The organism is Brachymonas sp. KE5, assembly GCF_057773645.1.
The window spans coordinates 1,339,582-1,359,475 of record NZ_CM173463.1 but is presented as its reverse complement, the minus strand read 5'-3'; the positions used below and the strand labels follow the sequence as shown (position 1 = coordinate 1,359,475).

General features: G+C 63.6%; 18 protein-coding genes. 9 read left to right on the top strand and 9 right to left on the bottom strand.

Going from position 1 to position 19,894, the window contains the following annotated elements:
• The first annotated feature begins 61 nt into the window (after positions 1-61).
• On the top strand, positions 62-643 hold the full coding sequence (gene rimM / locus ACX36O_RS06445; protein WP_371686416.1) for a ribosome maturation factor RimM: 582 nt from the start codon (positions 62-64) through the stop codon (positions 641-643).
• A 9-nt stretch (positions 644-652) separates the two neighbouring features.
• A complete protein-coding gene (gene trmD, locus ACX36O_RS06440; protein WP_213360614.1) occupies positions 653-1,426 on the top strand; it encodes a tRNA (guanosine(37)-N1)-methyltransferase TrmD in 774 nt (257 codons plus the stop codon).
• 4 nt (positions 1,427-1,430) lie between these two features.
• On the opposite strand, the gene ACX36O_RS06435 is transcribed toward trmD, so the two are convergent.
• From ACX36O_RS06435 to ACX36O_RS06425, 3 genes are all read right to left on the bottom strand, one after another.
• Positions 1,431-2,228 (bottom strand): BPSS1780 family membrane protein, encoded by a 798-nt coding sequence (locus tag ACX36O_RS06435; RefSeq protein ID WP_371686415.1) that lies wholly within the window; start codon positions 2,226-2,228, stop codon positions 1,431-1,433.
• A 77-nt stretch (positions 2,229-2,305) separates the two neighbouring features.
• A complete protein-coding gene (locus ACX36O_RS06430; protein ID WP_213360610.1) occupies positions 2,306-3,274 on the bottom strand; it encodes a homoserine kinase in 969 nt (322 codons plus the stop codon).
• A 22-nt stretch (positions 3,275-3,296) separates the two neighbouring features.
• Positions 3,297-3,638 (bottom strand): hypothetical protein, encoded by a 342-nt coding sequence (locus ACX36O_RS06425; RefSeq protein ID WP_213360609.1) that lies wholly within the window; start codon positions 3,636-3,638, stop codon positions 3,297-3,299.
• Between the two features lie 154 nt (positions 3,639-3,792).
• Here ACX36O_RS06425 and polA point away from each other — a divergent pair, with 154 nt between their 5' ends.
• Together polA and ACX36O_RS06415 are read left to right on the top strand one after the other, a co-directional pair.
• Positions 3,793-6,612, top strand: a complete 2,820-nt coding sequence (polA, locus tag ACX36O_RS06420; RefSeq protein ID WP_213360608.1) for a DNA polymerase I — start codon at positions 3,793-3,795, stop codon at positions 6,610-6,612.
• Between the two features lie 159 nt (positions 6,613-6,771).
• Positions 6,772-7,677 carry a dienelactone hydrolase family protein gene (locus ACX36O_RS06415; protein WP_371686414.1) on the top strand — a complete coding sequence of 302 codons (906 nt, stop codon included), beginning with the start codon at positions 6,772-6,774 and terminating at the stop codon, positions 7,675-7,677.
• Between the two features lie 100 nt (positions 7,678-7,777).
• Here ACX36O_RS06415 and ACX36O_RS06410 read toward each other — a convergent pair whose 3' ends face one another.
• The 3 genes from ACX36O_RS06410 to ACX36O_RS06400 form a co-directional block, all read right to left on the bottom strand.
• Positions 7,778-8,668 (bottom strand): sulfurtransferase, encoded by an 891-nt coding sequence (locus ACX36O_RS06410; protein WP_213360606.1) that lies wholly within the window; start codon positions 8,666-8,668, stop codon positions 7,778-7,780.
• A gap of 32 nt (positions 8,669-8,700) precedes the next feature.
• Entirely contained in the window at positions 8,701-9,588 is an 888-nt protein-coding gene (locus ACX36O_RS06405) for a DMT family transporter (protein ID WP_213360605.1), read from the bottom strand.
• 97 nt (positions 9,589-9,685) lie between these two features.
• Positions 9,686-10,825, bottom strand: a complete 1,140-nt coding sequence (locus ACX36O_RS06400) for an aromatic ring-hydroxylating oxygenase subunit alpha (RefSeq protein WP_213360603.1) — start codon at positions 10,823-10,825, stop codon at positions 9,686-9,688.
• Positions 10,826-11,185: 360 nt separating this feature from the next.
• On the opposite strand from ACX36O_RS06400, the gene xseB reads away from it, so the two are divergent.
• From xseB to ACX36O_RS06380, 4 genes are all read left to right on the top strand, one after another.
• Positions 11,186-11,443, top strand: a complete 258-nt coding sequence (gene xseB, locus ACX36O_RS06395; RefSeq protein ID WP_213360601.1) for an exodeoxyribonuclease VII small subunit — start codon at positions 11,186-11,188, stop codon at positions 11,441-11,443.
• Positions 11,440-12,342, top strand: coding sequence for a polyprenyl synthetase family protein (locus ACX36O_RS06390; RefSeq protein WP_213360599.1), 903 nt, complete (start codon positions 11,440-11,442; stop codon positions 12,340-12,342). Before xseB ends, ACX36O_RS06390 begins: the two co-directional genes overlap by 4 nt.
• 122 nt (positions 12,343-12,464) lie before the next feature.
• Entirely contained in the window at positions 12,465-14,348 is a 1,884-nt protein-coding gene (gene dxs, locus ACX36O_RS06385; protein ID WP_213360598.1) for a 1-deoxy-D-xylulose-5-phosphate synthase, read from the top strand.
• Between the two features lie 87 nt (positions 14,349-14,435).
• Entirely contained in the window at positions 14,436-15,584 is a 1,149-nt protein-coding gene (locus ACX36O_RS06380) for a TRAP transporter substrate-binding protein (protein WP_213360597.1), read from the top strand.
• A 123-nt stretch (positions 15,585-15,707) separates the two neighbouring features.
• Here the strand turns inward: ACX36O_RS06380 and ACX36O_RS06375 are convergent, their stop codons facing one another.
• The 3 genes from ACX36O_RS06375 to ACX36O_RS06365 all read right to left on the bottom strand — a co-directional run bounded on the left by ACX36O_RS06375 (position 15,708) and on the right by ACX36O_RS06365 (position 18,710).
• On the bottom strand, positions 15,708-17,651 hold the full coding sequence (locus tag ACX36O_RS06375) for a TRAP transporter large permease (RefSeq protein ID WP_213360596.1): 1,944 nt from the start codon (positions 17,649-17,651) through the stop codon (positions 15,708-15,710).
• 16 nt (positions 17,652-17,667) lie between these two features.
• Positions 17,668-18,261 (bottom strand): TRAP transporter small permease subunit, encoded by a 594-nt coding sequence (locus ACX36O_RS06370; protein ID WP_213360595.1) that lies wholly within the window; start codon positions 18,259-18,261, stop codon positions 17,668-17,670.
• A gap of 194 nt (positions 18,262-18,455) precedes the next feature.
• A complete protein-coding gene (locus tag ACX36O_RS06365; RefSeq protein ID WP_213360594.1) occupies positions 18,456-18,710 on the bottom strand; it encodes a hypothetical protein in 255 nt (84 codons plus the stop codon).
• Positions 18,711-19,092: 382 nt separating this feature from the next.
• Here ACX36O_RS06365 and rquA point away from each other — a divergent pair, with 382 nt between their 5' ends.
• Entirely contained in the window at positions 19,093-19,767 is a 675-nt protein-coding gene (gene rquA / locus ACX36O_RS06360; RefSeq protein ID WP_213360593.1) for a rhodoquinone biosynthesis methyltransferase RquA, read from the top strand.
• Positions 19,768-19,894 lie beyond the last annotated feature (127 nt).

Here is a 19,894-nt window from a genome sequence, read left to right as displayed (position 1 = left end):
CAAAGCCCAGTGCATGCCACTGGGCTTTGTTTTTTCTGTTCCGCACGCACACAATCACCGCATGTCCGCTGATCTGAACTCCATTCTCGAACCCGCCACCTTGCCCGAAGACGCTGTCGAGGTCGCCCGCATCGGCGAGGCCTGGGGCGTGCGTGGCTGGTTCCGCATCATTCCCTACAGCAGCCTGCCCGAGGCCTTGTTCAGCGCCAAACAATGGTTCCTGCTGCCGGCCGAGCGTGGCGCACGCCATTTCGAGGGCGCCCGCACGCTGCAGATCCGCCAGGTGCGCGAACATGGCGATGGTCTGGTGGCCGGCGCCGCCGCCATCATGGACCGCAACGCTGCCGAACTGCTCAAGGGCGCCCGCATCCTGGTGCCGCGCTCCAGCTTCCCGCCGCCGGAAGAGGGCGAATACTACTGGGTCGACCTGATTGGCTGCGCCGTCAGCAACCGCGAGGGCGTGGCCCTGGGCACCGTGCGCGACCTGCTTGCCACCGGCCCGCAAACCACGCTGGTACTCGACGCCGGCCCTGATGCCGAAGGCAAGGCGCAGGAGCGCCTGATTCCCTTTGTCGATGCTTTCGTCGACAGCGTGGACGTGCCCGGCAAGCGCATCGTGGTCGACTGGCAGCCCGACTACTGATCGCACCGCATGCGCTTCGACATCATCACCCTGTTCCCCGAACTGATCCAGCCCTATCTGGAGGCCGGCGTCACGCGCCGCGCCTACGCCAGCGGGCAGGTGCAGGTCAAACTGTGGCAGTTGCGGGATTTTGCCGAAGGCAACTACCGTCGCGTGGACGACCGTCCGTTTGGCGGTGGCCCCGGCATGGTAATGATGGCCGAACCCCTGTCACGCTGCCTGCAGGCCATCCGCCAGGACCGTGCCGATGCCGAGGGCAGCGAGGCCCCCGTGGTGCTGTTCACGCCAATCGGCGCGCGGCTGGATCACGGCGTGGTCACGCAATGGGCAGAGGGAGAAGGCGCCATCCTGCTGTGCGGCCGCTACGAAGGCATCGACCAGCGCTTTGTCGATGCCCATGTCACGCACCAGCTCAGCCTGGGCGACTTCGTGCTTTCGGGCGGCGAGATCGCCGCCGTGGCGCTACTGGATGCCGTGGCGCGCCTGCAGCCCGGCGTGCTGCAGGACGAGGCCAGCCATATCCAGGACAGCTTCAATCCCGCACTCGATGGCCTGCTGGACTGCCCGCACTACACGCGTCCCGAGCAATGGCAGGGGCAGGGTGTGCCCGAAGTGCTGCTGGGCGGCAACCATGCCGCCATCGCCCGCTGGCGACGCGACCAGAGCCTGCAACTGACCGCACGGCACCGCCCGGAACTGATCGAGCGCGCCCGCAGCCAGGGTCTGCTGGACAAGGCAGACAAGACCACCCTGGCGCGCTTCGCGGACTCAGGCAAACGCTGATCGCTCAGACCTCGATGCCCGACTCGCGCGCCTCGACAAAGCAGTCCAGATAGCTGAAGTACTGCGACGTGAAGAACATGGCCGTGATCACCATCAGCGTCAGCTGCATCAGCACCGAGCCGATCACTGGCCCGGCCGCCGCCGTGAACAGCAACGAGGCGCCCAGCGCCACCAGCATGGTCAGGCCGATCCAGGCCATCAGGTAGACGAAAAACGCCGGGAAATTGCGCACGCAGGCCACAATGCTGAAAAACAGGCTTTTCACCGGCGATACGCCGTGCCAGTGCACCAGTGCCGGCGCATGCCAGAACAGCATGGCAATCACCACGTTGAGCGTACCGGCCAGCATGGCAGCCATCTGGAAATCGCCCTTGGACATCAGCTCGCGCAGCGCTTCCGGCGTGATGCTCTCACCCAGCAGGTAGATGCGCACGAACTGGCCGCCGTCCACCCACTGCGTCACGGCCATGCTCAGGCCGAACAGCACGGCATACAGCATGCCCAGCACGGCGATGGCGTGAACGCGTTGCTGGCCGGCGCGAAAGGCGGTGAGCAGCACGGTGGGCATGGGGTAGTTGCCCTGCGCCACTTCGCGTGCCGCCGTCATGAAGCCCAGCGTGGCCGCCGGCAGCATGGCCAGCGCCAGGGCGATGCCCAGCCACGGAATCAGCGACAGCAGGTTCACCACGGTCAGGAAGATGAAGAACAGTCCGAGCATGGCCAGCGGCTTCTTGCGGAAGGTGGCGATGCCTTGCTTCATCCATTGGATGCCCTGGCTGGCAGGGACGATGTTCAGTCGCATGGGCAGAAATTCAGTCAGGGTTCCGCAGCCGGGCCCGGTCAGGCGCGGTGCGGAACAAACCGTGCAGCCATGCCTGCTCAGGCATGCTGCGGCGTATGCAGCGTCAGCGGATGCGCAATGCGCTCGCGCAGCACGCGCTCGAAGTGCGTGGGATCATGCGGCACCAGCATGCTGGCTTCGCGCGGCAGGTAGAAATCCCACAGCCGCGATACCCAGAAGCGCAGTGCCGCGGCACGCAGCATGGCGGGCAGCAGTTCGCGCTCGGCCGCTTCCAGCGGCCGTACTGCCTGATAGGCATCCAGCAGCGCCTGGGTGCGTGCCGGATCGAGTGCACCGCTCGCCAGGTCGATGCACCAGTCATTGATGCACACGCCCAGGTCGAACAGCCAGGTATCCACTCCGGCAAAGTAGAAATCGAAGCAGCCGGTCAGGGTCTCTCCGTCGAACATCACATTGTCGCGGAACAGGTCGGCATGCACCGGGCCGCGCGGCAGGGCCTGATAGGCGGCGCTGGCGGCTATGTGGTTCTGGTAGGCCAGCTCGGATTGCAGCAGCGCACGCTGACCCTCGTCCATGTGCGGATAGACCTCGGGCGCCGTGGCATTCCACCAGGGCAGGCCGCGCAGGTTGGGCTGCTCGCGCTCGTAGTCGCGGGCGGCCAGATGCATGCGCGCCAGCGTGGTGCCAACGGCGGCGCAGTGCACCGCCTGCGGCTGCAGCTGGCTCTTGCCGGCCAGCCTGTTGACCACGGCAGCGGGCTTGCCGCACAAGGTGAACAGCACCTCGCCTTCGGCATTGTTCGCCGGCTGCGGCACGGGGATTCCGCGCAGCGCCAGATGCTGCATCAGGTACAGGTAGAACGGAAGCTGGGCGTGCGTCAGACGCTCGAACAGGGTCAGCACATATTCGCCACGGTCGGTCGTGGCGAAATAGTTGGTGTTTTCAATGCCGCCCTGGATGCCGCGCAGCTCCAGCAGAGTGCCGAGTTGCAATTCTTCGAACAGGGGACGGGCAGCCTCGAGCGAGACTTCGGTAAATACAGCCATGGTGGAGTCAAGCGCGCAAGAATCAGAATTTCAGCAGGTTCCACATGCGCTGGCCGGAGTTGGCCGTGGGATTGGTGCGTTCGGGATTGATCTCGTAGGCCGGTGCGCGGTTGTTCGGCTTGACGGTGATGATCTGCGATTCGCCACCCACGCGCAGTTCGTCGATGGTGGAGCCGCTGTCCTGGTGGTGCAGGCGCTCGATGCGCTGGTCACCGCGCAGCTGGCCGTCGCCTTCGGCAACGCCAGGCTGGTCAGACACGACAGCCGGGGCGCTGGCCGCAGCCACTCCGTGCGTCTGCGTCCACGCGGTATGGGAAAACACGGCGGCAGCCAGCAGGATGGAGACGGACAGGGGAGTTTTCATGGCGATGGTGCTTGGAAAGATCGGAACAGGGCGCCGCACGGGGCGCAATGCAGCGATTTTAGGGCATAAGACTGCTTTTCCCCAGCCGTCCGCGCGCACAGGGCGGGGAATGCCGCATTGCCGCACCGGGCTTTGCAGGCACAATGGCAGGCCTATGCAAGAACAGATTTCTCCCGACAACGCCCCCGTGGTGGACGCGCCCGACGACACCCTGCTGCTGGTGGACGGATCCAGCTACCTGTACCGGGCCTTCCATGCCGGAGGCGACTGGAGCGTGACGCTGCCCGACGGCACCCGCCAGCCCACCGGTGCGCTGCGCATCCTGATCAACATGATGCAGTCGCTGGAGCGCGAATATCCCACGCGCTACGCCGTCTGCGTGTTCGATGCCAAGGGCGAGACCTTCCGCAACGAGATCTATCCCGACTACAAGGGCCACCGTCCGCCCATGCCCGACGACCTGCGCAGCCAGATCGAGCCGATCCATGAGGTGGTGCGGCTGCTCGGATGGCACGTGCTGTGCATCGAGGGGGTGGAAGCCGACGACATCATCGGCACGCTGGCCGGCATGGCCGCGCAGCAGGGCAAACGCGTCATCATTTCCAGCGGCGACAAGGACCTGAGCCAGCTGGTCAACGAGCACATCACCATCATCGACACCATGACGGGCAAGAAGCGCGACGTGGCCGGTGTCACCGCCGAATTCGGCGTGCCGCCGTCGCTGATGATCGACTATCAGACGCTGGTGGGAGATGCGGTCGACAACGTGCCCGGGGTCGATAAGGTCGGCCCCAAGACTGCGGCAAAGTGGCTCAATGCCTATGGTTCGCTGGACAAGCTGATCGAGGAGGCGCCCGGGCTGAAAGGCGTGGTGGGAGAAAACCTGCGCAAGGCGCTGGACTGGCTGCCTATTGGCCGCCAGCTGGTCACCATCAAGACCGACTGCGACCTGAGCGGCCATGTGCACGGCTTGCCCGATCTGGGCCAGCTGGCACGCCATCCCCGCCGCTTCGAGGAACTGCGCGCTTTCTATGAGCGTTTCCAGTTCCGAAGCCTGCTCAAGACCCTGCTGGAGAAAGAGGGCGCTGCTGCTCCCTCTACGCCTGCCGTGGGCGGCACCGGCGACCTGTTCAGCGAGGCTCGCCCCAGCGGGGCCGACAGCGCCGGCCACGCCTCCGACTACCAGGCCATCACCACCTGGACGGATTTCGATGCCTGGCTGACGCGCATCGACCAGGCTGCGCTCACCGCCATCGACACCGAGACCACCTCGCTCAACCCGATGCAGGCCCGCATCCTGGGCATCAGCCTGAGCGTGGAGCCGGGCAAGGCCGTCTACATCCCGCTCGGGCATGAAGCCCCGGATGCCCCTGAACAGCTCCCGCTGGACGAGGTGCTGCAGCGCCTGCGCCCGTGGCTGGAAGATGCCGGCAAGCTCAAGCTCGGCCAGAACATCAAGTACGACCGCCATGTCTTTGCCAATCACGGCATCCAGGTGCATGGCTACGCGCATGACACCATGCTGCAAAGCTACGTGCTGGAAGCGCACAAGCCGCATGGCCTGGAAAGCCTGGCTCAGCGCCATATCAGCCGCCAGGGCCTGAGCTACGAGGATTTGTGCGGCAAGGGCGCCAGCCAGATTCCGTTCAGCCAGGTGCCGGTCGGGCAGGCCACCGTCTATGGCTGCGAGGATGCGGATTTTGCCCTGCAGGTGCATCAGGCCCTGTGGCCGCAGATCGCGCAGGACGAGAAACTGCGCCGCATCTATGAACTGGAGATCGCCGCCAGCGAAATCCTGTTCCGCATCGAACGCAACGGCGTGCAGATCGACGCCCAGCAACTCGCGCGACAGAGCAACGAGCTCGGCCTGCGCATGCTGGAACTGGAACGCAGCGCCCACGAAATGGCCGAGCAGAGCTTCAACCTGAGTTCCCCCAAGCAGATCGGCGAAATCTTCTTCACCAAACTGGGCCTGCCGGTCATCAAGAAAACCTCCACCGGCGCCCCCAGCACCGACGAGGAAGTGCTGGAAAAGCTGGCCGAGGATTTTCCGCTGCCGCGCACCATCCTGGAATACCGCAGCCTGTCCAAGCTGAAGAACACCTATACCGACAAGCTGGCGGGCATGACCAACCCGGGCACCGGGCGCGTGCACACCAACTACGCACAGGCCGTGGCCGTGACGGGGCGCCTGTCCAGCAGTGATCCCAACCTGCAGAACATCCCCGTGCGCACGGCAGAAGGGCGGCGCATCCGCGAAGCCTTTGTCGCCGGCGCCGGCAACGTGATTGCCAGTGCCGACTACAGCCAGATCGAACTGCGCATCATGGCCCACATCAGCCAGGATGCCGCCCTGATCCATGCCTTCGAAAGCGGCGCCGACGTGCACCGCGCCACCGCCTCCGAGGTGTTCGGCGTGGCGCCGGACCAGGTCAGCAGCGAACAGCGCCGCTACGCCAAGGTGATCAACTTTGGCCTGATTTACGGCATGAGCAGCTTTGGTCTAGCCAAGTCGCTCGGCATCGACAACACCGCGGCGCGCAATTACATCCAGCGCTACTTTGAGCGTTACCCGGGCGTGCGTGAATACATGGAGCGCACGCGTGACCAGGCACGCGAGCAGGGCTATGTCGAAACCGTCTTTGGCCGCCGCCTCTACCTGCCCGATATCAAGAGCCCCAATGGCCCGCGCCGCGCTGGCGCCGAGCGCGCCGCCATCAATGCCCCCATGCAGGGCACGGCCGCCGACCTGATCAAGATGAGCATGATCGAGGTGCAGCGCGTGCTGGACGAGCGCCAGGCCGCCACCCGCATGATCCTGCAGGTGCACGATGAACTGGTGTTCGAGGTGCCCGAGGCCGAGGTCGACTGGGTGCGCAGCGAAGTGCCGCGCATCATGGCCGGCGTGGCGGAACTGCGTGTGCCGCTGGTGGCCGAAATCGGCGTCGGTCCCAACTGGGAGCAGGCGCACTGATCAGAGTGTGGGCTGGGAGGGGCGCTCTTTCCTCATACTGTCGCTGACCGGCCTATTGCCGGGGGGGGATTAGCTGGAGCATTTCCAGTCCACCAGCCCGTTAATGCAGTTGATTAGGAAGGATTGATCCCCGATTTTCAACCCCGGAAGGAGAAAAGCATGAACCAGAACCAGCTAAAGGATGCCGAAACCCTGCTGACCGGTGCAGCCGAGCCGACGCGCCGCAGCATGCTGCAAACCGCTGCCGCCGCGAGTGCTGTGCTGGCGGCTGCAGTATCCGGTTGCGCCGCTCCCACGCAGCAACAAACTTCTGCTATCGGACTGGACGCCGGCAATGTGCTGATCGATATCAACGGCTTTGCCATGCCGGCCTATCGGGCTGCTGCTGCGGGTAAGAGCAACTTGCCGGTCGTGCTGGTGGTCTCCGAAATCTTCGGCGTCCATGCGCATATCGCGGACGTGGCCCGCCGTCTGGCGCATGAAGGCTATCTGGCCATCGCCCCATCCTTGTTCGTGCGTCAGGGCGATGCAGGCAGCTACACCGAAATCCCCAAGCTGATGAGGGAGGTGATTGCCAAGGTGCCGGATGCCCAGGTCATGGCTGACCTGGATGCCACGGTACGTTGGGCAGCGTCACATGGTGGCGATACCTCGCGTCTCGGAATTACCGGGTTCTGCTGGGGTGGCCGCATCACCTGGCTGTATGCCGCGCACAACCCCGCAGTGAAGGCCGGCGTGGCCTGGTATGGGCGACTGGCAGGCGATGCCTCACCGCTGGCACCGCGCCATCCTGTCGATGTGGCCGGACAGTTGCACGGTCCGGTGCTGGGACTGTACGGCGGCGCAGATACCGGGATTCCGCTCGATACCGTTGAGCGCATGAAAACGGCATTGCAGCAAGCGGGCGCGAAAGGCAACCGCGCCGCAGCGGCCAGCAGCTTCGTCGTGTATCCGGATGCCCCCCATGCTTTCCACGCAGACTACCGTCCGAGCTACCGCGAGGCGGCAGCCAGGGATGGCTGGAAACGCATGCTGGCCTGGTTCCGCCAGCATGGAGTAGCCTGAATCAGGCTCAGTAAAGAAACCGGGCCGCCCCACCAGGGGTCGGTTCTTCCATTGCTGCGCGCTTCGCCGGGGCAAGAGCGCGCTGCGTCAGGCACACAGTTCAACCGCGCTCCACCGGCAGCTCCGGCTTCGTCGTGCACCACTCGCTCCAGCTGCCGCCATACAGGGCAGGGCGGGGCAGGCCGGCGATTTCCATCGCCAGCACGTTCGGAATGGCGCTGACGCCGCTGCCGCAATACACGGTCACGCGGCTGGCGTCGCGCCCGGCCAGCAGGGCCTCGAATTCCTGGCGCAATACCTCGGCAGGCTTGAGGCGACCGCTGGCGTCCATGTTTTCGGCATACGGCCGGTTCAGCGCGCCCGGAATATGGCCGGCAACCGGATCGAGCATTTCTTCCTCGCCGCTGTAGCGCGCCGCTGCACGGGAATCGATCAGCGTGCACTCCCCCTTGCCCAGGCTTTGCGCCACTTCGTCGGTGGAGACCAGACGCACCAGCGGCTTGTTCAGCTCAAAGGGCTTGTCCACCATGGCGTAGGCGCCGCTTTCCATCTGCTGGCTGATCGGGTGCGGGCCGGATTCCACCGGGTAACCGGCTTCCTGCCAGGCCGCAAGGCCGCCATCCAGAACGGCCACGTTGTCATGGCCGAGCCACTTCATGATCCACCACAGGCGTCCGCAATAATTGTTTCCGCTACGGTCATAGACGACCGCCTGCATGTCGTTGGCAAAGCCCACGCGGCGCAGCGCGTGCACGCAATCCGAGCGTACCGGCAGCGGATGACGGCCGCCACTGGCGGCATTGTCCGGATCGCTGGAGCTGAGATAGGTATCCAGGTCCACATAAAGGGCACCCGGCACATGGGCTTCCAGGTACTGCTGCACGCCCAGATCGGGCTGCATCAGGTCGAAGCTGCAGTCGAACACCATCAGGGGCTTGCCCTGGCTCTGGAGTTCGTGCAGCTGGGTGGGCGTGATGAGGGTGGTGTACATCGGTGTCTCCGCTATTGTTCTGGTCGGGGCTGTCAGCCTGCATTCCGGGCGGCCTGCTGCATGGCCTGGTGCTGACGCACCCAGGTGGCGGCTATGCCGGAAAGCACAATGATAACCATGCCCAGCCAGGCCGCCGGCTCCAGCCGCTCATGGAACAGCCACAGGCTGAACAGCGAAGCATAGACGATGCCCAGATACTGCAGGGTGGCCACCACCAGCGTCGAGCCGCGCGTGTAGGCGCGCGTCATGCACCACTGGCCCAGCGAGGCAAAGATCCCCGTGGCCGGCAGCAGCCAGGCCGTGCGCCATTCCAGCAACGAAAACCCGGCAAACAGCAGGGTACCCACCAGTCCCACCAGCGTGGTGCCGAGCGAAAAATAGAACACCGTGCGCGTCTCGGGTTCACCGGCACGCCCCAGCGCGCTCACTTGCAGATAGGCCAGCGCCGACATCATTCCCGAAACCAGTCCCAGCAGGGCTGCCAGCGGGTCATTGCCTGCCATGCGCGGATTGAGCAGCAGCACCACGCCCACAAAACCGCACAGCACCGCCACGAACAGCCAGGGATAGGCAATGCGCCGCGTCTTCCACCATGCAGCCACGATCACCAGCGTACCCAGCCAGACACTGCTCATGGTGTTGAGTGTCATCGAGGTGGCAAACGGCAGATGCCCGATCGCGTAGAACCACAGCGACATCGCCGTGATGCCCGCCACATTGCGCCGAACATGCAGCAAAGGCACGGGAGTGGCCAGCGGAGTGCCGCGCAGCCAGAGCAGGGCGCTGAACAGCACCACCCCCGTCAGCCCGCGGTAGAACACGATCTCCAGCGTGCCATAGCCCGCCTGCGCCGCCAGCTTGATGCACACCCCCATGATGGCGAAGAACAGGGCGCCGAGCGCCATCCAGAGGGCTTGCATGAAGAAACTGCGGAGTAGAAGGAAGGGGGCAAGAAAATAGCCAGCAGCGGCTGGCGTCTGCTGGCTATTGTAAGGAACCGCGGCGGGTCCGGGGCGATCAGCGCAGGGCGTCGGTCGCCAGTTCCTCGGGGTTGCCCACCTTGCGGCGATACCATTCGTGGAAATGCTGCATGCCATCTTCCATCGGGCTCTGGTAGGGGCCGACTTCGTTGTCGCCCCGCTCCAGCAGCGCTTTGCGGCCGGCATCCATGCGCTCGGCGATCTCGTCGTCCTCGATGCAGGTTTCCATATAGGCAGCCTTTTGCGCCTCGATGAATTCCGGCTCGAATGCGGCGATTTCCTCGGGGTAGAAGAACTCCACCAGGTTCAGCGTCTTGTCCACGGCCAGCGGGTGCAGCGTGGAGACGGTCAGCACGTTGGGATACCACTCCACCATGATGTGCGGGTAGTAGGTCAGCCAGATGGCGCCATGCTCGGGCAGTTCGCCGTTGCGGTACTGCATCAGCACTTCGTGCCATTTCTGGTACACGGCGCTGCCGGGCTTCTTGAGCTGGTTGGCAATGCCGACCGTCTGCACCGAATACTCGGGCTTGAACTCCCAGGCCAGATCGTCGCAGGTGACGAAGTTGCCCAGGCCCGGATGGAACGGGCCGACGTGGTAATCCTCCAGATAGACCTCGATGAAGGTCTTCCAGTTGTAGTTGCAGATATGCGATTCGACATGGCTCAGCACGAAGCCGTCGAAATCGAGTGCGGCCGCCGGCCCCATGTTGGCTAGGTCCGCGTGGATGTCGCGGCCGTTGTCCTCGAACAGCATGCCGTGCCAGTTGTGCAGCTTGTAGTTGTTCAGGTTCAGGCAGGGATCATGGCTGAAATGTGGCGCACCCAGCAGCTTGCCGCTGCTGTTGTAGGTCCAGCGGTGCAGCGGGCAGACGATATTGCCGCCGGCCTCGGCTCCCAGATTGCCGCGTCCCTTGAGCATGACGGCCTGACGGTGGCGGCAGACGTTGGACACCAGCTCGATGCCATTGGGCGTGTGCACCAGTGCACGGCCTTCGTTCTCCTGCGGCAGCGCGTAATAGTCGCCCACGTTCGGCACGGCGGCAGCATGGCCCACGTAACGCGGACCATGGGCGAATATTGTTTCGAGTTCACGCTTGAAAAGCGCCTCGCTGAAATAACTGCTGACGGGGAACTGGCTTGTGGCCTGCTGTAATTGAAGACTTAAATCAGACATCTTGTCCTGACCTGAGACTCCCCCTATGAAGGGGCAGGGTGCGCTGGCGCGCGAAAAGGTGTGAAGCATGGATGAACCACATGCGAAGGAAGCACATGCCACCATGCCCCCACCGGCGAAGGCGTATTGTATCCCGCCCCCCGGATTTGTGCAGCGGGAGCGCCACAAAACGCCGCTATTTCGCATGGAAATCAACATCTTATGGATTTTTGCGACAGATTTTCATGCATGTCACATGACAGTCGCTTGAAGGCCTTGTTGCGGCCGCTGGCGGGCTTCGTGCGAGGCGATGGGGCAGCTTGCCCCACGTGGCGCGGGGCGTACAATCATCCTTCCATCCGAAAGTGAAGTCCCTCCCTGATGAGCAGCCTGCCTCCCTCCACCGCCACGCCATTGCCTGATACCTACGAAGAAGCGCTGACCGAACTCGAGAATCTGGTCCAGACCCTGGAATCGGGCCAGACCCCGCTCGACGAATTGCTCGCCAGCTACCAGCGCGGCGCGGCGCTGCTGGCATTCTGCAAGCAGAAGCTCACGGCAGTGGAGGACCAGATCCGCGTGCTCGAGTCCGGTTCGCAAGGCATCGGCACGCGTGCCCTGGAAGAGGACAACACATGAGCGCATCCACTCCCGAATTTGCGCAATGGATGCAGCAGCAGCTCGACCGCGTCGAGCAGGCGCTGTCCGACTGGGTAGGGCGTGACGCTCCCAAAGACCTGGGCGAAGCCATGCGCTACGCCGTGCTCGACGGCGGCAAGCGCCTGCGCCCGCTGCTGGTGCTGGCCGCCTGCGAAGCCACCGGTGGCCTGCGGGCCGCAGCCCTGCGCGGCGCCTGTGCCGTTGAACTGATCCACGCCTACTCGCTGGTGCACGACGACATGCCCTGCATGGACAACGATGTGCTCCGCCGCGGCAAGCCCACCGTGCATGTCGCCTACGGCGAAGCCACGGCCCTGCTGGCGGGCGACGCCCTGCAGGCCCTGGCCTTCGAACTGCTGACGCCGGATGCTGCCGAAGAGGACATTCCCTCCGCCATGCAGGCCACCCTCTGCCGTTTGCTGGCGCGCGCCGCTGGCGGCCACGGCATGGCCGGCGGCCAGGCCATCGACCTGGCCAGTGTCGGCGTGGCGCTGAGCCGTTCCGAGCTGCAGCGCATGCACGCCCTCAAGACGGGTGCCCTGTTGCAGGCCAGCGTGGTCATGGGCGCAGCCTGCAGCAATGCATCATCGGATACCCATACCGCGCTGCAGCAGTATGGCGCCGCCATCGGCCTGGCCTTCCAGGTGGTCGATGACATCCTCGACGTGACAGCCGACTCGCAGACCCTGGGCAAGACTGCCGGCAAGGATGCCGCGAACGACAAGCCCACCTATGTCTCGCTGCTGGGCCTGGATGCCTCGCGCGCCTACGCCCGCCAGCTGCACGACGAAGCGCTGCAGGCCCTGCAGGCCAGTGGCCTCGAACGCACAGACATCTTGCGGGCCCTGGCCGATCTGGTGATTGAACGCGCTTTCTGAGCGAAGCGCCGCAGCCCACCGGTACAATTCAGCCATGCGCCCGCAGCCGGGGCCGGTGTGTCATGACGCCGCGCCACGGGGCAGGGCAGGCCCGACTACAAGAATTTCAGGATTCCTCCTCGATGTCCGCATTGCTCGACAGCATCCACTCCCCGAAAGACTTGCGCAATCTGCCGCGCCAGCAGTTGCAGTCCCTTGCCGACGAGTTGCGGGCATTCCTGCTGGACAGCGTGTCGCAAACCGGCGGGCACCTGAGTTCCAACCTAGGCACGGTCGAGCTGTCGGTCGCGCTGCACTATGTCTACAACACGCCCGAAGACCGCATCGTCTGGGACGTCGGCCACCAGACCTATCCGCACAAGATCCTCACCGGTCGCCGCGACCGCATGGGCACGCTGCGCCAGCTCGGCGGCCTGAGCGGTTTCCCGCGGCGTGATGAAAGTGAATACGACACTTTCGGTACCGCCCATTCCTCTACCAGCATCTCGGCCGCCATGGGCATGGCCATTGCCGCGCGCCAGAAGGGGGACGAGCGCTACAGCATCGCCGTGATCGGCGATGGCGCCATGACCGCGGGCATGGCCTTCGAGGCACTGAACAATGCCGGCGTGGAGGAAGACATCCGCCTGCTGGTGATTCTGAACGACAACGACATGAGCATCAGCCCGCCGGTGGGTGCGCTCAACCGCTATCTGGCCCAGCTCATGAGCGGCCAGTTCTATGCGGCAGCCAAGAATGTCGGCAAGACCGTGCTCAAGAACGCGCCGCCGCTGCTGTCGCTGGCCAAGCGTCTGGAACAGCAGGCCAAGGGCATGGTGGTGCCGGCCACGCTGTTCGAGAAGTTCGGCTTCAACTACATCGGCCCCATCGACGGTCACGACCTCGATTCGCTGATTCCCACGCTGGAAAACATCAAGCACCTCAAGGGTCCGCAGTTCCTGCACGTGGTCACGCGCAAGGGGCAGGGCTACCAGCTGGCCGAGGCCGATCCGATCGCCTACCACGGTCCCGGCAAGTTCGACCCCAGCATCGGCCTGCAGAAACCTGCCACGCCGCCCAAGACCACCTTTACCCAGGTGTTCGGCCAGTGGCTGTGCGACATGGCTGCGGCCGACGAACGCCTGGTGGGCATCACGCCGGCCATGCGCGAGGGCTCGGGCATGGTGGAATTCCACCACCGTTTCCCCAAGCGCTACTACGACGTCGGCATCGCCGAACAGCATGCCGTGACCTTTGCCGGTGGTCTGGCCTGCGAAGGGCTCAAGCCGGTGGTCGCGATCTATTCCACCTTCCTGCAGCGCGCCTACGACCAGATGGTGCATGACGTGGCGCTGCAGAATCTGCCCGTGGTGTTTGCACTGGACCGCGCCGGCCTGGTGGGTGCCGATGGTGCTACCCACGCCGGCAACTACGACATTGCGTTTACACGCTGCATTCCCAACATGAGCGTGGCCTGCCCGGCAGACGAGGCCGAGTGCCGTCAACTGCTCACCACTGCCTATCGCCAGAATCACCCGGTGACCGTGCGCTATCCGCGCGGCGCTGGTGTGGGCACGGTGCCGGCCACCAACCTGGAAGACCTGCCGTTCGGCAAGGGAGAAATCCGCCGCAAGGGCCAGCGCATTGCACTGCTGGCTTTCGGCACGCTGCTGTATCCCGCGCTCGAAGCCGCCGAGCAGCTCGACGCCACCGTGGCCAACATGCGCTGGGCCAAGCCCCTGGATCACGTTTTGCTGGATGAGGTCGCGCGCACGCACGATGCCATCGTCACCATCGAGGATGGCTGCATCATGGGGGGTGCCGGCAGCGCCGTACTTGAATACCTGCAGGCGAAGGGCATTGGCTGCCCGGTGCTGCAGCTGGGCTTCCCGGACGTCTTCATCGAGCATGGCGATCCGGCCAGGCTGCTGCAGTTGCAGGGCTTGGACGCAGCGGGCATCAGGGCCAGCGTGGAGCGCCGTTTCGGCGAACTGCTGCAAAAATCTCCGATCGAACGTGCGTCTTAAGAAAAAACCCTGAACAGAAACTGACAGCGTCGACCGTATAATTTTGCAGTCAAATTTGACTGTTTCTTGTTGTAACCGGAGATTGGAATGGATCGTCGTTCACTTGTGAAAAACCTGGGCATTGCTGGCGCTACCGTCGCTGCGGGCGCACTGGCAGCCTGCGGCAAGAAGGAAGAAGCAGCTCCTGCAGCTGCAGCGGCTTCCGGCGGCGCTCCCGCCGTCCAGACTGGCGACACCGTGCGCTGGCGTCTGGCTTCCAGCTTCCCGAAATCGCTCGACACCATCTTCGGCAGCGCCGAAATGTTCGCCAAAACGGTCAAGGAACTGTCCGGTGGCAAGTTCGAGGTGTCCGTGCACCCGGCTGGCGAGCTGATGCCTGCCTTCGGCGTGGTGGATGCCTTGCAGAACAACACCGTGGAAATGGCCCAGACCGCTTCCTACTACTTCACCGGCAAGGATCCGCTGTTCGCATTCAGCTGCGCCGTTCCCTTCGGTCTGACGGCCCGCCAGATGGATTCCTGGAAAGAGCAGGGCAATGGCGGCAAGCTGATGAACGAGTTCTACGCCAAGTACAACTTCTTCTCTGCCAGCGCCGGCAACACCAGCACCCAGATGGGTGGCTGGTACCGCAAGGAAATCAAGACCGTGGCCGACCTGCAGGGCCTGAAGATGCGTCTGGGTGGCGGCATTTTTGGTGAAACCATGGCCAAGCTGGGCGTGGTGGCGCAGAACATGCCCGCCGGCGATGTGTACCAGGCGCTGGAAAAAGGCACGCTGGACGCCACCGAATTCGTCGGCCCGTACGACGACGAGAAGCTGGGCTTCAACAAGGTCGCTCCGTACTATTACTACCCCGGCTGGTGGGAGGGTGGCGCAGACCTGGAGTTCTTCGTCAACAAGAAGGCCTTCGAGGCGCTGTCCGAGACCAACAAGGCCATCGTGATTGCGGCCATGAAGGTGGCTGCCCGCGACATGACCACCAAGTACGACGCCAAGAACCCGATCGCCCTGAAGAATCTGGTGGCAGCCGGTACCAAGCTGATGCCGTTCTCCAAGGAAATCATGGACGCCGGCTACAAGGCCGCCATGGAAGTGTTCGCCGAGCACGAGGCCAAGTCGCCCGAATTCAAGAAAGTGCACCAGGACATGCGCGCGTTCCAGCGTGACCAGATCCTGTGGAACCGCTTCTCCGAGTTCCGCTACAACAGCTACATGGCTACGCTGAACAACCTGTAAGCCGTTTCGGCCTTTCAGGAGAGTCAAGCCGCCCTTCGGGGCGGCTTTTTTGTGGGCGGATCTTTACCCCAGGCATGAAAAACGCCCCGCGAGGGGGCGTGCAGGGGAGGGGGGCAAGGCCGCTTACTGCGCCTTCGGCACACTGCGCTTCATGGCTGCCATCGGATCATCACTGAAGCCGCTGCCATCGCCAGCGGCCGGAGGCGGAGCCAGCGGATCCGCACTGCCGGATTTCGCCGCCGGAGCGGGAGCGGGCGCCTGGGCAGGGGCCGGCGCGCTCGCCGCTGACGCTGCTCCCGGCGCACCAATCACCGGATCCGTCGGCACGAGATCGTCCGCCGGGGCCAGACCGCCGCCGGCGGGAGGCGTGGGCATGGTGGTGCCACCGGCCGGCGCATCCATGCCTTCCAGCGGCGGAGCGCCCAGACTGTCACGCATTTGCGCACCGACCTTGTCCAGATCGTAGGTCTGTTTGGCATCCAGGTTGCCCGTCACCAAGCCCGGGAAGGCGATCAGCACGCCCACCATGATCAGCTGGATCAGCACGAAGGGCACGGCACCCCAGTAGATCTGCATGGTAGTGACCGGCTGGGTGACCTTCTGTGTGACCTTGTCCAGATAGGGCTTGGCCGGAGCCACCGAGCGCAGGAAGAACAGGGCGAAGCCGAAGGGCGGGTGCAGGAAGGAGGTCTGCATGTTCACCGCCAGCAGCACACCGAACCAGATCAGGTCGATACCCAGTTTTTCAGCAACGGGGGCCAGCAGCGGCACCACGATGAAGGACAGCTCGAAGTAGTCCAGGAAGAACGCCAGGAAGAAGATCATGACGTTCACCAGGATCAGGAAGCCCACGGCGCCGCCCGGCAGGTCGGACAACAGGTGCTCCACCCAGCGCGGGCCGTCCGCCCCCTGGAACACCAGGCTGAACACCGTTGCGCCGATCAGGATGAACATCACGAAGCTGGCCAGCTTGGTGGTGGAGGCAAGCGCCTGCTTGAGCAGATCGAAGCTCATGCGGCCGCGTGCCAGCGCCATGATCAGGGCACCCACGGCGCCCATGGCACCGCCCTCGGTCGGGGTGGCAATGCCCAGGAAGATGGTACCCAGCACCAGGAAGATCAGCAGCAGGGGAGGGATGAGCACGAAAGTCACGCGCTCGGCCAGCTTGGACAGCAGGCCCATGCCGGTCACCTTGTTGACCATGGCGATCACCCAGGCCACAAACACGCCGCCACACATGGCGACGACGATTTTCTCGTCGGTGGGCACGCTGGTCACGGGCTTGCCTTCGATCCAGGTATGGATATCGGCCATGTGGCGCGCCAGAAACACGGCCACCAGCGTGGACAGCACGGTCAGCACCAGCAGCGACTGGTAGCCGCCGCTGCCGTTGGGCTCGCGGTAAATGCGCGCCTCGGGCGGCAGGGCAGGGACGCGCGAGGGCTTGAAGATCGCGAGCACGATGACGTACACCGCATACAGGCCCATCAACATGAAGCCGGGAATGAAGGCGCCCTTGTACATGTCGCCCACGCTGCGCCCCAGCTGGTCGGCCATGATGATCAGCACCAGCGAAGGCGGAATGATCTGCGCCAGCGTGCCGGAGGCGGCAATCACGCCACTGGCAAGACGACGGTCGTAGCCGTAGCGCAGCATGATGGGCAGGGAAATCAGGCCCATGGAAATGACCGACGCAGCCACGACGCCGGTGGTTGCGGCCAGCAGGGCGCCCACGAACACCACGGCAAGTGCCAGGCCGCCGCGCATCGGACCGAACACCTGGCCGACGGTATCCAGCAGGTCCTCGGCCATGCCGCTGCGTTCCAGGATCAGGCCCATCAGCGTAAAGAAGGGCACAGCCAGCAGGGTATCGTTCTGCATGATGCCGAACAGACGCAGGGGCAGGGCCTGCATCAGCGAAGCGGGCAGAACGCCCAGCTCGATACCGATGAAGCCGAAGAACAGCCCGCAGGCTCCCAGGCTGAAGGCAACCGGGAAGCCGATCAGCAGAAAGACGATCAACCCCGCAAACATGATCGGGGCAAAGTTGGAGGTAATGAATTCCATGGTTCAGGCGCTCCGCTCAGGCATTCTTGTTTTCTTCATTCTTGCGGATGGCCTCGGCCAGCGCTTCTTCGGCGCTTTTCTCGCCTTCCTTGATCGTGGGATCGGGAATGCGACCCTGCAGGAACGCGACGCGCTTGATCAGTTCTGACCAGCCCTGCAGCAACAGCAGCACAAAGCCCAGTGGCAGTGCGACCCATACCGGCCAGCGGATCAGGCCGCCGGGGTTGCCGGACATTTCGCCGGTCTGGTACTGCTGGATCAGCATCGGGATGCCGAAATACAGCACCACCAGGCAAAGCGGTGTGAGGAACAGGGCAAAACCTGCAATATCCACCCACATCTGGGCGCGCTTGGAGAGCTTGCTGTTGAGCACGTCGATACGCACGTGTTCCTGATTCAGCAGCGTGTAGCCGGCGGCGACCAGGAAGGCCCAGGCAAACAGGTACCACTGGATTTCGAGGTAGGCATTGGAACTGACGTTGAACAGCTTGCGCACCACGGCATTGATGGCACTGATCAGTGTGGAAGCCAGGATCAGCCAGATGACGAACTTGCCGACGAAGCGGTTGAGCGCATCAATGGCCCTGGACAGTTGCAGGAGCAAGGACATGGTGTCTCCGGGAAAACGACTACATAGTGCCCGCGCATTGCATTTTGGCTGCCAGAGTCAGCTGACATCACAATGACGGGGAGCAACGCATTTTACGGCTTGAGAGCGCTGTTACCCGGCGGAAATGCACGACAGGTCGGGGAAAACCCCGCTTGAGGAGATTTTCATGGGTTTGTGAAGCTCCACGCAGGGCTTCAGGGGCTGTCGTCATCGGCGTTGCGTCGTGCGCCGCGGATATTCATGAAGGCCAGGGCAATCTGCAGCACCAGCAAGGCAGGCGCATCGTGCTGCAGGGCCCACCAGGCCCATACGGCGTTGCTGAGCAGGAAGGTCCAAAAACCGATGCGGCGGCGCTCCTCGCGCGACGAGGCGGTGAACCAGGCCGCAGCCACGGTGATGAACATGGCCAGCCATTGCAGCCAGTCGAAGCGGGAGAACCATTCAGCCATGGTGCCTGTGCCGTGTTGTTGACGGCGCCATTGTGGCTGGTCGAAACGGTGGAGTGATGTAGGAACAGGGCGGATTGTGGGTGAGCCACGCATTGCCTTGCTGACGCTGTCCCACATGTAATTTGACATAATATACATCGTATCAAATAAAGTCGGCGGGCTTATGCTGCATTGCAGCAACGCTTTCTGCCCAACTTTCGACCGAATGTGCGGCAAATTGTCATTCAGGGTGACTGAAACTGTCATCTACTACACTTCAGGAGGAAAGCCGTCACGCCAGCATGGTAAAACATGGTTTTCCCTAATCCCTACAAGCAGTATAGGAAAGCCACCTCCCGTGCCTGACGTCAAGACTCATCCCCAAGCCGTAGCCGTAAGCGCCATGTCTGCACCGCCGCGGTACCTGTCCGATACGTATTCCTGGGCCTACGTCACGCCCGAAGCCGTACAGCGCTTCGAGCGTCAGTGGCTGGTCAACCTGATCCTGTGGGGCAACTTCCCGCGTCTGCGCGACATGGCCCTGGATGCCTTCGGCCAGCAGCTTGCCGGCCGCAGCCTGCAGGTGGCCTGCGTCTACGGCGACCTGACGGCACGCATGGCGGCCCGCCACGCCGACGAAAGCCAGCTGGACGTGATCGACGTGCTGCCGGTGCAGATCGAGAACCTCAAGCGCAAGCTGGGCACGCAGAGCAAGGTTGGCATCATCCAGGCCAACAGCGCTGCGTTGCCGCAGGCCGATGGCAGCTACGACCGTGCCTTGCTGTATTTCCTGCTGCACGAGCAGCCCGAGGATGTGCGCGTGAAGACCGTGCGCGAAGCTTTCCGTGTGGTCAAGCCCGGCGGCAAGATCGTGTTCGTGGACTATCACAAGCCCAGTCGCCTGCATCCGCTGTACCCGGTGATGCACCTGGTGCTCAAGACGCTCGAACCCTATGCGCTTGACCTGTGGAAGCGCGAGATCACCGACTGGTTCCCGGCCGAGTTCAAGGCCGCGAGCATCAGCAAGAAGACCTACTTTGGCGGCCTGTACCAGATCATCGAGGTGGTACGCGCCTGAGCGCCCTCTTCGCAAGCGCCCTGTTTCCGGGCGCCTGCATGCAAAAGGCCATGACTTTTGTCATGGCCTTTTACTTTAACAGTGCGTGATACCGCATTGTTATGAAAAGAAATTTCTTTTCAGAATG